This is a genomic window from Amycolatopsis sp. VS8301801F10 (assembly GCF_046195355.1).
Classification (GTDB): Bacteria; Actinomycetota; Actinomycetes; order Mycobacteriales; family Pseudonocardiaceae; genus Amycolatopsis.
In genome coordinates this window covers 7416573-7428907 of sequence record NZ_CP176065.1, presented here as the reverse complement: position 1 = coordinate 7428907, position 12335 = coordinate 7416573, and the positions used below count along the sequence as shown (strand labels likewise).

The window sequence follows — 12335 nt, the reverse complement described above, 5'->3', positions numbered from 1 at the left end:
GATGGCTCGGCAGTTGCTGAAGGACTGAGGTCCTGTTCCGGCGGTCCTGGTTGTCCGTGATCATGCTGTCACGGCCACCAGGATTGCCGGGACCCGAACGGTTACGCGCGTTTGCCCGATCCCGGGTGCCCGCCGCTGACGATCCGAACCTGGCGTACTGGATACAGAGGCCCGCTGATCCGTTTCCTGGCCCGGCTCCTGTCCGGGGCGAAGGGAACCGGTTTTGTGCCGCTGTTACGTCAGCGCTCCAGGACTAGCCTGGTCAAGACGTCGCGAGATCCTGACTGACGGCCGTCGAGCCAAGCCGAACTACTCGACGACCTCCGCCCCATGCACACGGGCGGCCCGCGTCCGACCCGGAGGCGGACCCCGCAGTGATCAGCCCTCGACAGCGGAACAAAGCGGCAAATCCGCCCCTCCGCCCGGACGGTCCGCGAAACCCGCGACCCGATCAGCGGTCGTAGTAAGTAGTCGGCCCCTCCGGCCACTGCCGCGTCGGAGGTGGCTGCTCCGTCCGCCCGTTCCGCTTCCGCCGGTGCAGCGTCCGTGCGCTGGCTGCCATGCTGCTCACCAGCGAAGCGATCACCAGCCCGATCACCAGGTTGATCGCCGCCGTGGCGATTTTCGCTTCCAGGCCCACCGTCAGGGTGAGCGGCAGGACCACGGCGATGGCCGTCACCAGCACCATGATCCAGCCGAAAAACTGTCCCGGCGCGGGGGTCGCCACGCTCAGCAGGTGCATCAGCCCCGTCGCCAGCAACGCGACAGCCGCGGCGGAAATGGCGTACGTCGGCGTGCTCGCCTTGCCCCACAGGCCGTCGCCTTTCGGGGCGAGGACTGGTACCTCGAAGATGCCCCGCGCGATCAGCAGGCCGACCACCGCCACCAGAGCCGCGACCACCGCGGTGGCTATTCCGCCTGCCCACAGCCTCGCCGCTGCGATGCCTGGCCGGGTGTCTTCCCCGTATTCGCCGGGGTAGTGCTGCGCCATCGGCGGTCCCTCCGTCGCAAAACCGGTCGCTGCCGATTGTCTCGCTATCGAGGCTGTTCCGCCGGGTCGGCGGACTTGGCCAGCGAACGCAGCCGGAACGACAGGACCACGAGGGTTACCCCGTAGATCACCGCGTAAATCCCGATCAGCAGCGCGACGCCGAACGCGCCCGCGATCGGGTGGAACAGCACGAGCACCCCGGCGATCACCGAGAGCGCGCCCGCGACGATCAAGAACGCCTCGCCGGTGATCTGCTTGCGCAGCCGGATCGCGGCGACGATTTCCATGATCCCGGTGACCACCGCCCACGCCCCGACGAGCGTCGCCAGCACCAGCACGGTCACCCCGGGCCACACCAGCGTCATGATCCCGGCGACCAGGCCCAGCACGCCGAGCAGGGCATACGCGATCCGGTGCGCGCCGTCGCCCGGCCGGAACGCCTGCAGGAGGGCGCCGACCGCGTCGACCAGCACGTAGATCCCGAACAGGAAAGCCAGCGCCAGCACGGTGATCCCGGGCCACACCAGCGCCAGCACGCCGAACAGGACGCCCAGGATCCCGCGCGTGAGCACGAGCGGCCACGCGCGCCGCGGATCGAGCACCGCGAAGCCGAGGACGGGCGGAATGGGCGTGGACATCGGATGCCTCCCGGGGTGTCGTGCTGACCTGGCGAAACGGTAGCCGGGCCCGGGCGGCAGCGCCGGGACCTCACCCGATCGAGGGCGTCACCACGCGACCGTCAGCCCGGCGAGCCGCCACGTTCCGGGGTCGGGTACCCGCTTCGCCTCGAGAACACGCAAACCGGGGAACCGGTCCAGCACCGCGGTCAGCGCCACCTCCGCCTGAACCCTCGCGAACGACGCGCCGAGGCAGAAATGCGGCCCGTGCGCGAAACCGAGGTGCGCGCCCGCCGAACGGCGGACGTCGAAGCGGTCCGGATCGGCGAAGACGCGCGGGTCCCGGTTCGCCGCCGCGATCGACGCGGTCACCGGCTCGCCCGCGCTGATCCGCGCCCCGGCCAAGTCCAGGTCCTCGGTCGCCCGCCGGGGGATCGTCAGCAGCTGCGAACCGCACCAGCGCATCAATTCCTCGACCGCGCCCGGCCACAGTTCCGGTTCGGCGCGCAGGATTTCGAGCTGATCCGGGTGCGCCAGCAGGGTTTCCACGGAATTGGCGATGAAATTCGCCGGGGTCTGCCCGGCCAGCACGAGCTGCCAGACCAGCGCGACGGCTTCCGTTTCGGACAGCCCCGCGCTCGTCAGATGCGCCAGCATCGCGCTGTCCGGACGCGTCACGAGCGTCCGCGAGCTGTCGATGATCCCGGGCACGGCGGCGGCGAACTCTTCTCCGGACACCTGGACGACCGCCGCGCCGTATTCGTGCCAGCGCGGCCGTTCGGCTTCCGGCACGCCGACGAGCGCGCAGATGACCTCCGTCGGCAGCGGCCGGGCGAATTCGGCCAGCAGGTCGACCGGGCCTTCCGCGGGCAGCGCGTCCAGGTACCGGGCGACGATTTTCTCGATCTCCGGACGGAAGTCCAGCGCCCGGCGGGCGGCGAACGCGGGCGCGGCGAGACGGCGCAGCCGGGCGTGCTCGGCCCCCTCCATTTCCTGCATGGTCCGCAGGTACGGACGGCAGTGCTCGGGCACGTCCGGACGTTGATAACTGGCCTCGCTCAAGGCGAACCGCTGGTCGGTGAGCATCGCGCGGGCCTCGGCGTGCCGCGTCAGCACCCACATCGGCGGGAAGCCGGGGCCGGTCAGCTTAGCCAGCGGAGCTTGTTCGCGGGCGGCTCCGTAGGAGGTGAACGGGTCGCTGGCGACGGCCGGATCGGTCAGGTCGAGCTCGGGAACGGGGCGCACGGGGGACACAGACGACCTCCAGATGGGCATTTCAGATGATCTCATCATATGAATGATGGCGGTATCTTGGCAAGGAAGCGGACCGGGAGGACTCACGATGGCGCGGCTGACCAGGGCGCAGACGCAGGAGCGCAACCGGGCGAAGGTGCTGGCCGCCGCCCGCGAGGAGTTCACCGAGCGCGGGTTCCGCGACGCCAAGATCGACGTGATCGCCGAGCGCGCCGAGCTGACCCGCGGCGCGGTCTACTCCAACTTCCCCGGCAAGCGCGCGCTCTACTTCGCCGTCCTCGCCGCCGAGGCGGAACAGTTCGCCGCCCGGCCGCCCGAACCGGATCCGGGCCTGACGCCCGCCGAGGCGCTCGGGGCGTTCGCCCGCGCCTGGGTCGCCCGGCTTCCGCTGGCCACCGATCCGGACGCGCGGCTCGGCGTCGATCTGCTGCCGGAAATCCTCGCCGACGAACTCACCCACCGGCCGTACGCGCAGCTGCTGCGGTTCGACGCGATCGTGCTCGGCCTGGTGCTGGAACGGCTTTCGCCGTCGTCCGGGCGGATGGTGCGCGTGGCCGAAGCGGCGCTGACGATGCTGCACGGGGCGAGTCAGCTCGCCGCCGCGGCACCGGGTTTCGGCGAGCCGTTCAACGTCGTGCGCGCTTGCGAAGCGTTGCCCACGCTGGGACTGAACGACAGCTGGCCGGAGCCGCCGATCGTCCCGCAAGCCCGGGAAGTCGGGGAAATCTGGGCTCCGCCCGAGGTTTTCGACGCCCTGCGCGAGCGTCCGGCGCGCATCGACGGCGACGGAGTGGTCGCGGTGATCGGGCTGCACCGGCTGTCCGCGGTGGAGGAAGCCTTGCGCGCGGCCAAGGACGTCACGCTCGTCGTCGTCACCGGTCAGCCGGGGGAGCTGGTGCCGTTGACCCAGCTGGTGCTGGCGGATCTGCGCGGGCTGCTGAAGCGGTCGTGCCCGGAATCGGCGTGGCCGCACGTGCGCGTGCTCGTGGACGAGACCGGCGCGGTCGCCGCCGCGGCAGGCGTTTCGGCGGTGAGCGACGCGACCGAGACCGCCATCCGGGTCCACAATGGACAGATCGTGCTGCGGGCGGAGGGCTTCGGCGCCTGCCACGCGGCCGCGACGGGCGCGGTGCCCGCCGGACCCGGGGGAGACCGGTAGGGCCCGCGGAATCCGCTGCCGGGGCCGGGCAAACCCTTCCGAGGTCGGTGGACACGGCCGTCGCCGCGGCAGATAGTGGAGCGAAGATCGGCCGAAAGGAGCGGCGATGGCCGAGATCGCTCCGGTGCTGCCGGCGGACCGGCGGTTGCGCGGCCTGCTGCGGCACGGCACGTTCGCGCAGGTCCTCGACCACGCGCTGAACGCACGGGGGCTGAGCCTCGAACAGGTCCGGCGGCGGCTCGCCGGACAGGGGGTGCGGGTCAGCCGGGCGGCGCTGAGCTACTGGCGCCACGGCCGCAGCCGTCCGGAACGGGCCGAATCGCTGCGCGCGGTGCGGGCGCTGGAGGAGGTGCTCGGCCTGCCGCCGGAATCGCTGGTTTCGCTGCTCGGCCCGCCTCGGCCGCGGGGAAGGGGAGCGGCGGCGGACCCGGAGGCCATCGACCGCAAACGGCTGTGGCCGGGCCACCGGCCGCTGCTGGCGGAGCTGGACCTGCCGCCGGACAGCCTGGTCCGCCGCCTCGACATCCACGAGCACCTGCGGGTCGACGAGCACCGGCGGCTCACCCGGGTGCACACCCGGCTGGTCGTGGAGGCCACCGCCGACCGGGTCGACCGGTGCGTGGTGTTCCTGTGGGCCGAAGGGTCCGCGCCCGCGCTACCCGCCGAGGTGCGGTACTGCCGCCCGGGCCGGGTCCGGGTGGATCCGGAAGCCGGGGCGACGGTCTGCGAACTGCTGCTGGACCAGCGGCTCGCGACGGGCGAGCGCAGCGTGCTCGAGTACACCGCGGTCTACCCGCCCGGCCCGGAACTGACCTTCTACCACCACCGGTTCACCCGCCCGGTGCGGCAGTACCTGCTGCAGGCGGAGTTCGCCGGGGCTCCGCCTGCCACCTGCGTTCCGTTCCGGCAGAACAGCGTGCAGGCGCCGCGCCGTCCCGGTCCGCCGCTGTGGATCGGCGCCTCCCGGACCGCGCACCTGGTGCTGACCGACGTGCGGCCGGGCATCGCGGGCCTGGCCTGGGAATGGGCTTGACCGGCGGTCCCGGGGAACCGCCGGTCAACTCCCTCTCTTCACCTGGTCAGTAGACGAACCAGGAGACCTTCGCCGTCCCCGCCGTGCCGGAGGTGTCGGTGGCGGTGATCGTCGAATCCCGCAGGCCCGAGGTGGTCTGCGGGGTTCCGGAGATCACGCCGGTGGCGCGGTCGATCGACAGCCCCGAAGGCAGTCCGGCGGCGCTCCAGGAATAGCTGCCGGTGCCGCCGGAGGCCCGCATCGCCAGGCGCACCGGCGTGCCGTGCGGCACGAACTGGAAACCCGGGTCGGCCACGGTGACCGGACCGGACGAACCGCCCTGCACGGTGAGCGTGAACGTGGTGCCGTGGCTCGCCGTGGCGTTCTTGCCGGTGATCGTCACCCGGTAGGTCCCCTGCGGCGTCGAGGCGCTGGTGGCGATCGTCAGCTTCGCCGAACCGCCCGCGTTGACCGACGCCGGATCGAACGTGGCACTCGCCCCGGTGGGCAGTCCGCTCGCGGACAACGCGATGTCCCCGTCCGAAGGCGTGCCGCCGATCTGCTGGTTGGCCCAGTCGCCCATCGAGCCCCACAGCTTGCCGTGCGCGTTGTAGGACGCGCAGTCGGTGCGCAGCCAGGAGAAAACGCCGTAGATCTTGCCGTTGTAGTAGTACGGCCCGCCCGAGTCGCCTTGGCACAGGCCCTTGCTGCCGTCGCCGTAGCCGTCGCAGAACATGTACTGCGGCTTGAACACCGACGAATCGATGCTGCTGCACTTCGAACCGTCCACAGTGGGCAGTACGACCTCGCGCAGCTTGGTGTTCTTGGTGGCGTCGTTGGCGTCGGTCTTGCCGTAGCCGATGGCGGTGCCCTGGGTGCCCAGCGGCAGGTCGTCGGCCGAGGACGCGATCTTCGGATAGGTCATGCCTGCCGGAACGGGGATGTCGGTCTTGGTGAAGATGATCGCCACGTCGTTGCCGTTGCGCCAGCCCTGGTCGCTCTGCGGGCTGTAGTCCGGATGGATCCGGAACTCCGCGATCTCGATCCGGGTGCCCTTGCTGGTGTCGCTGAGGTCGTCCCGTCCGTAGATCAGGTACTTCGGATCGCCGTCGGCGAACTTGCAGTGCGCCGCGATCAGCACGGCCCGTTTGGCGACCACGCTGCCGGTGCAGGACTGCTCCTGCGGGCGCACGCCGCCGGTGCGGTGCTCGGAAATGATGAACGGGTACTTGGCGACGGTGGTCGGCTGCCCGTTGATCACGCTCGGGGTCGCCGACGGCGCGGCACCGTTCACCGCGGTGGCCGAGACGGTGGCGGTCGTGGACTGCCCGGCGTTGACGGTCGCGGAAGCCGGGCTGACGCTGAGCGAGAAATCGCCTTGACCGGAACCGTTGACGGTCAGCGTGACCGGAGTCGTGTGCGTGGCGTCGGCGGTTTTTCCGGTCACCGTCACAGTGGTCTGCCCCGGCGAGGCCGAGGACGACGCCGCGAGCGTGAGCGTGGACGTGCCGCCCGCGGTCACCGACGCCGGGTCGAAGGTCGCCGTGACCCCGGCCGGAAGCCCGCTCGCCGAAAGCGCGACGCTCTGCGCGCTGCCCTTGACGACCTTGGTGGTGATCTTCGCGGTCGCCGACTTGCCCGGGTCCACGCTGACCGACGCCGGGTCCGCGGCGAGGGAGAAGTCGTTGGCCGCGGGCGGGGTCGTGCCGTTGATCAACGGGTCCGCGAGGTTGTCGCCCTGCATCGAACCCCACCCGGTGCACAGGTCGTAGCCGGTGCCCGCGTCGTAGGTGCCGTTGTTGCCGGAGATGACGTCGTGGAAGGCCGAGGAGTACTGCGAGGACTGGGCGATCGAGTACACCGTGGGGTTGATGGCGCCGAGATTGCTCTTGCCCGAGCTTTTCGCCTTCTGGTTGACCATCGCGAGGTAGCCGGCCCACAGCGGGGAGGACAGGCTGGTTCCGCCGACGTCCTGCCAGCCGCCGTTCATGTACACCGAAAGCGCGCCGGCCCCGTAGTCGGCGTCGAGCGCGACGTCGGGCACTGAACGGTATTTGCTGCTGCCCGGCTGCCATTCCGGCTTGCTGTAGACCGCCGAGTACCCGCCGCCGGAGCGGGTGTTGCCGGTGCCGCCCTGGTTCCAGCACGACTCCGACTGGTAGGTGCCCGCGCTGTCGCTCGTCCGCAGCTGGGTGCCGCCCACGCCGGTGAACAGCGGGTCGCTGGCCGGGTAATCGGCTTGCACGGTGGAGTTGTCGCCGTTGTAGCCGCAGCCGGTGGCGCCCCAGTCGCCGGAGGCCGACAGCAAGGTCACGCCCTGGGCGACCATCTGGGTGTAGGAATCGTGCGACGCGGCGATCGGGTCGGATTCGCACTTCTCGCCGAGCAGCCATGAGCCCGACAGGATGGTGATCGCGTTGTCGCTGGCGATTTTCGCCATCTCGTCGACCCAGGCTTTGTCGCTGTTGGGCGCCTCGTAGACGATCTGGGCGGCGCCCGGCGCGGTGGCCGCGACCGCCTGGATGTCCAGCGTCACCTCGAGCTGCCCGCTGCCCGGCTGGGAAACCCCGCCGTCCACCGGGACCACCTGGGGCTTGACCGCGGGCTGTTTGAAGTAGTTCGTCCAAGCGTCGATGTCGGACTGCTTGAACGAGTCGAACTCGATCAGCCCGACCGTCTGCCCGGAACCGTTGTAGGAACCGGAAAGCTGCTTCATGCTGTAGGCGGTGCGGAACTGCTCGGGCGTGTAGCCGCCGCCCGGACCGCCGGGTCCTGCCGGGGCCGAGGCGCGATGCGCGACGGGCCGGTTCGTCAGGCCGGTCACCGTGCGCACGACATTGGCGAGCGAGGACGGCACGCTCGAGGCGGATTCCCTGGCGTAGAAATGCTTTCCGCTCGAGTCGGAGTAGTCGCCGAGCCGGGTGCCGAACGCCGTCTCGACCTGTCCGACGGTCCCGACCGCGTCGATCACCTGGCGGTTGGCCGAAACGTCGGTGACCCGCAGGCCCTGTTTCTCCAGATACGCCTTCGCAGCGTCCACATCGGACGCTCGCGGGGCGAAGCGGGCCGTGTAGTCCGCGCTGGACAGGAAGTGCCGGTAGTCCGGCGAACGCGGATCGCTGACCGCAGCGACGAACTGGGCGAGCCCGGCTTCGTCGTGCGGCCGCAGCGACAGCGCGATCGGGATTTCCCGGTCGGTGTCGGTGGCGCCGAGGCGGTGCGCGCCGGCCGGGGCGGAGCCGGTGGGCGCCAGCGGCGTCCGCGACTCCTGTGCGGCGGCCGAGCCCGGTATCGCCAGGGCGGCGGTCAGGACGAGACCGGCGGCCGCGGCGGCCGGTCTCGCCCACGGGGAACGAGGGAGCACGATTCCTCCAAACTGGAGCGGAGAAGAAACAGCCGGCCAAGGCTAGCCGCGCCGGCGGTCTCCGAATCGGGCTCGCTGAACGTTCGACGATGTTCAGCCGGGATTTTGAACGACGCCGTTTTCCCTGGTCAGCGTGGGTGGGTTGAAACAGTTTTCCACAGAATGGCGGGCTGTTTCACCGCGCCGGGAGAACTGAACGGGAAAGGAGAACCGGCACGACCATCAGTGCGATGGCCGTCCAGGGCAGCGCCCCGGTGCCGAGCAGTGCTCCGCCGATCAGCGCGCCGCCTGCGACGGCTCCGTTCCAGCCGGCGATGGTCAACGATTGCGCGATATCGGCCCGGCGGCCGGCCAGGACCGCGGTGACTGCTTGAAACGACGTCGGCGCCCCGCCGAAAGCCAAGCCCCACAACGCACTCGCGGCGAGCAGCAGCACCGGTTCGCGGCCGCCGAAGACCAGTATCGCGAAACAGGCGGCAGTGACGGCGGCGCAGCACAGCAGTACGGCGCGCGGATGCCGGTCGAGAGCGAGCCCGACCAGCCACAGCCCGGCCACCGTGGCCGCGCCGAACAGCAACAGGCCGGCGCTCAACAGCGCGAGATGCCCGCGGCCGGCGTAGAATGGGCCGAGATACGTGTAGAACATGTTGTGCGCCAAGGAAAACGCGATCACCAGAAGCAGCAGCGGGCGCAGTCCCGGCGTGCGCAGGACCGCGCGGAGACTCGTCCGGGCACCCGGTTCCTCGCCGGGCAGCGGCGGAACCACCGCCACGATCCACCACAGCAGCGGCACCGCGACGAAGGCCATCCCGGCGAACACCCAACGCCAGCCGACGAGTTCGCCGAGCGCGGCGCCGGCCGGAACGCCGAGCGCGAAACCGACCGGCGTGCCCGCCATCGCGACGGCGAGCGCGCGGCCGGACCGCTCCGCGGGCACCAGCCGCATGGCGTAGTTCGCGACGAGGGACCACAGGATCCCGGTGAGCGCCCCGGAGGCCACCCGGGCCGCGAGCACCAGCGCGAACCACGGGGACAACGCGACCGTCAGGTTGGTCGCCACGAACCCGGCGACGAGCAGAAGCAGGAGTTTCCGGCGAGGCATCCGGGCCGACGCGGCAGTCAGCGGCAACGCGGTGAGCGCGGTGGTGATCGCGTACACCGACACGAGCTGCCCCGCGGCGGCCGGGGACACCCCGAGATCGGCCGCGGCGGGAAGCAGGATCCCGGCCGGGACGATCTCGGTCAGGCAACCGAGGAACACCGCGGTGGCGAGGGCGAGCAGAGCGGGCATCGGGAGGGTGGTGCGGCCGGGCGGTGCCGTGACGTCCATGGCGGGTCCTCGGGTGGTGGCGGTCGGTCCGGTCGCGTTCGTTGCGCGGGGAGGTGCGGTCGGTTGGTGGGCTTTTGAGGGGCGGTTTGGCTGGGTGGGTGTCTGGCGTTGGCGGGGGTGTCGGTGGCGGGAGCGGTGCGGTGGGGTTGCCGGTGGGGCGTTGCGGGTCGCGCGGTTTGGCGGGGCGGGTGTCTGGCGTTGGCGGGGGTGTCGGCGGAGGGAGCCGTGCGGTGGAGCCCACGAGAGCCGGGGCGGTTCGGCCGCCGGTGTGATGGGCGGCGCAGGAGTGCGTCCGGCGCAGTGCCCGGCGAACGGGGGAGATGCGGCCGGGCGGCGCCGCGCCGCCCAGGTGGGGGCCCCTGGCGTCGCGGTGACCGGCCCGGCCGCGCGCGGTTACGTCGTGTGCAGCAGCAGGTTGTGCGACCCTTCTCCGGGATCGACGACCTTGTCCTTCGCGGCCGCGTCGGTCATGCCCTTCAGCACCGCGTCCGGAGTGGCGTCCGGATGCTCGGCCAGGAACATCGCGGCGACCCCGGCGGCCTCCGCCGAAGCGAGCGACGTCCCGGAAACCACGCTGGACGCGCAATCGTCGGCATTGTCCGCCGTCCGGATGTCCTTGCCTGGCGCGTAAGGTCCACGCAGCTGCCGAAATTCGAGGACGGCACCCGGTGGTCGGCCTGGTCGGTGGCTCCCACGGTGATCCCGGTGGTCTGCCGGGCGGGCGTGACGTCGCAGGCGTTCACCCCGGCGCCGCCCGAACCGTTGCCCGCGGCGACGGTGTAGGCGAGGCCGTTCTGGGTCATCTTGTAGAGCTGGATGTCGAGAACTGTCCCGCTGGGGCCGGAGAAGCTGAGGTTCAGCAGGGCCGGGCGCTGCGCGTGGACGTTCACCCAGTCCAAAGCGGACAGAATCTCCTCGGTGGTGCCCGTGCCGTCGCAGCCGAGGGTCCGCACCGACTCGATCGAAGCCTCTTTCGCGACCCCGTAGCGGTGGCCGGCGATGGCAGCGGCGACCTGCGTGCCGTGGCCGTTGCAGTCCGATCCGCTCTGGTCGTCGCCGGGGTCGATCGCGTCGTACGCGGCGTGCGCGCGGCCGCCGAAGTCGTGGTGGCTCGTGCGCACCCCGGTGTCGAGCACGTACACGTGCACGTTCGCCGCGGTGTTCGGATAGGTGTAGCTGCCGTCGAGCGGGAGGTCCGTCTGGTCGATCCGGTCCTGACCCCACGAAGGCGGGTCTTCCTGGGTCCCGGCCGCGGTGTAGACCTGGTTGGCCCCGACCGTGGTGACGGCCGCGTCGGTGAGGTACTTGTCGTGCTGTTCCCGGGTCGCCGAAAGGGAAAACGCCTGCGAGACCGAGTAGTAGACCCGGCGCAGCGTGCCGCCGTACTTGGCGATCAGCGCGTTCGCGGCGGCGGTGACCTTGTCCTTGTCCTTGTCCATCGGCTTGAGCCGCACGAGGTACACCGCGGTGTCGTCGGCGACCGCCGCGGGCGCGGTGCTGCCGGCCGCGAGGCAGAGCAGCGCCGCCAGCACGACGGCTTTCGGGGTGCGTTTCATGGTGATCCCTTCGGGGACCGCCGCCGGGACCGGGGAGTCCCGGCGGCGTTCGGGCGAGGTCAGAGGTTGTTGAGCCAGGTGCGCAGGTCGTCCGGGCCGCTGCCCTCGTCGAACCCGACCACCCGGCTGCCCTTCTCCTGGCCGCCTGAGACGTCGATCAGCGTGGGGATGTACTCGATGCCGTACTTGTCGGCGATCTCCTTGTTCTGGCCCTGCTCGCTCAGGTCCACCTTCGCCCAGATCCACTTGCCGTTGTCGGCCGCGTGGTATTTCTCCAGGTACGGGGCCATCTTCTGACAGGGACCGCACCAGCTGGCGTAGAAGTCCAGCACCACCGGCTTGGTCTTGGACATCTCCATCACCTGGTCGTAGTTGGCCGAGGTGACGTCGACGACGGTCTCGTCCTGCGGGGCCAGCGAGGCGTACGACGCCGGGGCCGGCGCCGCGTTCGCCGGGGCCGCCGCGGCGCCGCCGAGGACGCCTGCCGTCATCGCCGCGACGGCCGCGAACATCCGGATTCTGGTTCCCATCGTTCTCTCCTCTATTCGGGGTGGTTGACCGGCACCGGCGCGGGACGCGCCGGGGTCTCGGGGGCCGGGCCGGTTTCGGTGGGATGCCCGGCCGCGACCCAGTCTTCGATTCCTTCGCGGTACTTGCGGACGTCGGCGTAGCCGAGTTCGAGCAGCCGGGCGCCGACGAATTCGCTGTTGCGGCAAGGGGTGTTGGCGCAGTAGACGACGATCGGCGCGGTTTTGTCCGGGACCACTCGCGGGGCGTGCTCGTCGGTGAACCGCGCGGCCTGCTCGTAGGGGAAGCCCGGGATGTTGCGGGCGCCGGGGAGGTGTTCGCGGGCGTAGTAGTCGGGCGGCATGGTGTCGACGACGATCACCGTGCCCTCGTCCATCGCGGTTTTCAGCTCTTCGCGGCCGATCAGCGGCAGCATGCCGGTTCCTCCCGGGTTCCGGCGGCGGGTCAGCAGGCCCGCCGCGAGGTGACTGACGAACGCCACGACCACCGAGTTGATCGTGGGAATCCCGAAGTCGAAGACGACC

At 70.8% G+C, this 12335-nt stretch carries 11 protein-coding genes; 2 read left to right on the top strand and 9 right to left on the bottom strand.

What is annotated here, in order from left to right:
• Window positions 1-451 precede the first annotated feature (451 nt).
• The 3 genes from F9C11_RS34050 to F9C11_RS34040 all read right to left on the bottom strand — a co-directional run bounded on the left by F9C11_RS34050 (window position 452) and on the right by F9C11_RS34040 (window position 2853).
• Window positions 452-991 carry a DUF6069 family protein gene (locus F9C11_RS34050; RefSeq protein WP_409181462.1) on the bottom strand — a complete coding sequence of 180 codons (540 nt, stop codon included), beginning with the start codon at window positions 989-991 and terminating at the stop codon, window positions 452-454.
• A gap of 44 nt (window positions 992-1035) precedes the next feature.
• Complete coding sequence (locus tag F9C11_RS34045; protein WP_409181461.1) at window positions 1036-1629, bottom strand: HdeD family acid-resistance protein; 594 nt, start codon at window positions 1627-1629, stop codon at window positions 1036-1038.
• An 87-nt stretch (window positions 1630-1716) separates the two neighbouring features.
• The gene (locus tag F9C11_RS34040; RefSeq protein ID WP_409187031.1) at window positions 1717-2853 is read right to left on the bottom strand and encodes a cytochrome P450; all 1137 of its coding nucleotides are present in this window, start codon (window positions 2851-2853) and stop codon (window positions 1717-1719) included.
• Between the two features lie 97 nt (window positions 2854-2950).
• Between F9C11_RS34040 and F9C11_RS34035 the strand changes: the two genes are divergently transcribed.
• Window positions 2951-4021 carry a TetR/AcrR family transcriptional regulator gene (locus F9C11_RS34035; protein ID WP_409181460.1) on the top strand — a complete coding sequence of 357 codons (1071 nt, stop codon included), beginning with the start codon at window positions 2951-2953 and terminating at the stop codon, window positions 4019-4021.
• Window positions 4022-4127: 106 nt separating this feature from the next.
• Window positions 4128-5054 carry an XRE family transcriptional regulator gene (locus F9C11_RS34030; RefSeq protein ID WP_409181459.1) on the top strand — a complete coding sequence of 309 codons (927 nt, stop codon included), beginning with the start codon at window positions 4128-4130 and terminating at the stop codon, window positions 5052-5054.
• A gap of 46 nt (window positions 5055-5100) precedes the next feature.
• Here the strand turns inward: F9C11_RS34030 and F9C11_RS34025 are convergent, their stop codons facing one another.
• The 6 genes from F9C11_RS34025 to F9C11_RS34000 all read right to left on the bottom strand — a co-directional run bounded on the left by F9C11_RS34025 (window position 5101) and on the right by F9C11_RS34000 (window position 12226).
• The gene (locus F9C11_RS34025; RefSeq protein ID WP_409181458.1) at window positions 5101-8397 is read right to left on the bottom strand and encodes a protease pro-enzyme activation domain-containing protein; all 3297 of its coding nucleotides are present in this window, start codon (window positions 8395-8397) and stop codon (window positions 5101-5103) included.
• A 175-nt stretch (window positions 8398-8572) separates the two neighbouring features.
• Window positions 8573-9727, bottom strand: a complete 1155-nt coding sequence (locus F9C11_RS34020) for an MFS transporter (RefSeq protein WP_409181457.1) — start codon at window positions 9725-9727, stop codon at window positions 8573-8575.
• A gap of 393 nt (window positions 9728-10120) precedes the next feature.
• Window positions 10121-10249 (bottom strand): hypothetical protein, encoded by a 129-nt coding sequence (locus F9C11_RS34015; protein WP_409181456.1) that lies wholly within the window; start codon window positions 10247-10249, stop codon window positions 10121-10123.
• A complete protein-coding gene (locus F9C11_RS34010) occupies window positions 10204-11283 on the bottom strand; it encodes a S8 family serine peptidase (protein ID WP_409181455.1) in 1080 nt (359 codons plus the stop codon). The genes F9C11_RS34015 and F9C11_RS34010 overlap by 46 nt, the downstream gene beginning before the upstream one ends.
• A gap of 59 nt (window positions 11284-11342) precedes the next feature.
• Entirely contained in the window at window positions 11343-11813 is a 471-nt protein-coding gene (locus tag F9C11_RS34005; protein ID WP_409181454.1) for a thioredoxin family protein, read from the bottom strand.
• A gap of 11 nt (window positions 11814-11824) precedes the next feature.
• Window positions 11825-12226: a rhodanese-like domain-containing protein gene (locus F9C11_RS34000; protein ID WP_409187030.1), complete on the bottom strand. Its 402-nt coding sequence runs from the start codon at window positions 12224-12226 to the stop codon at window positions 11825-11827.
• Window positions 12227-12335: the final 109 nt, after the last annotated feature.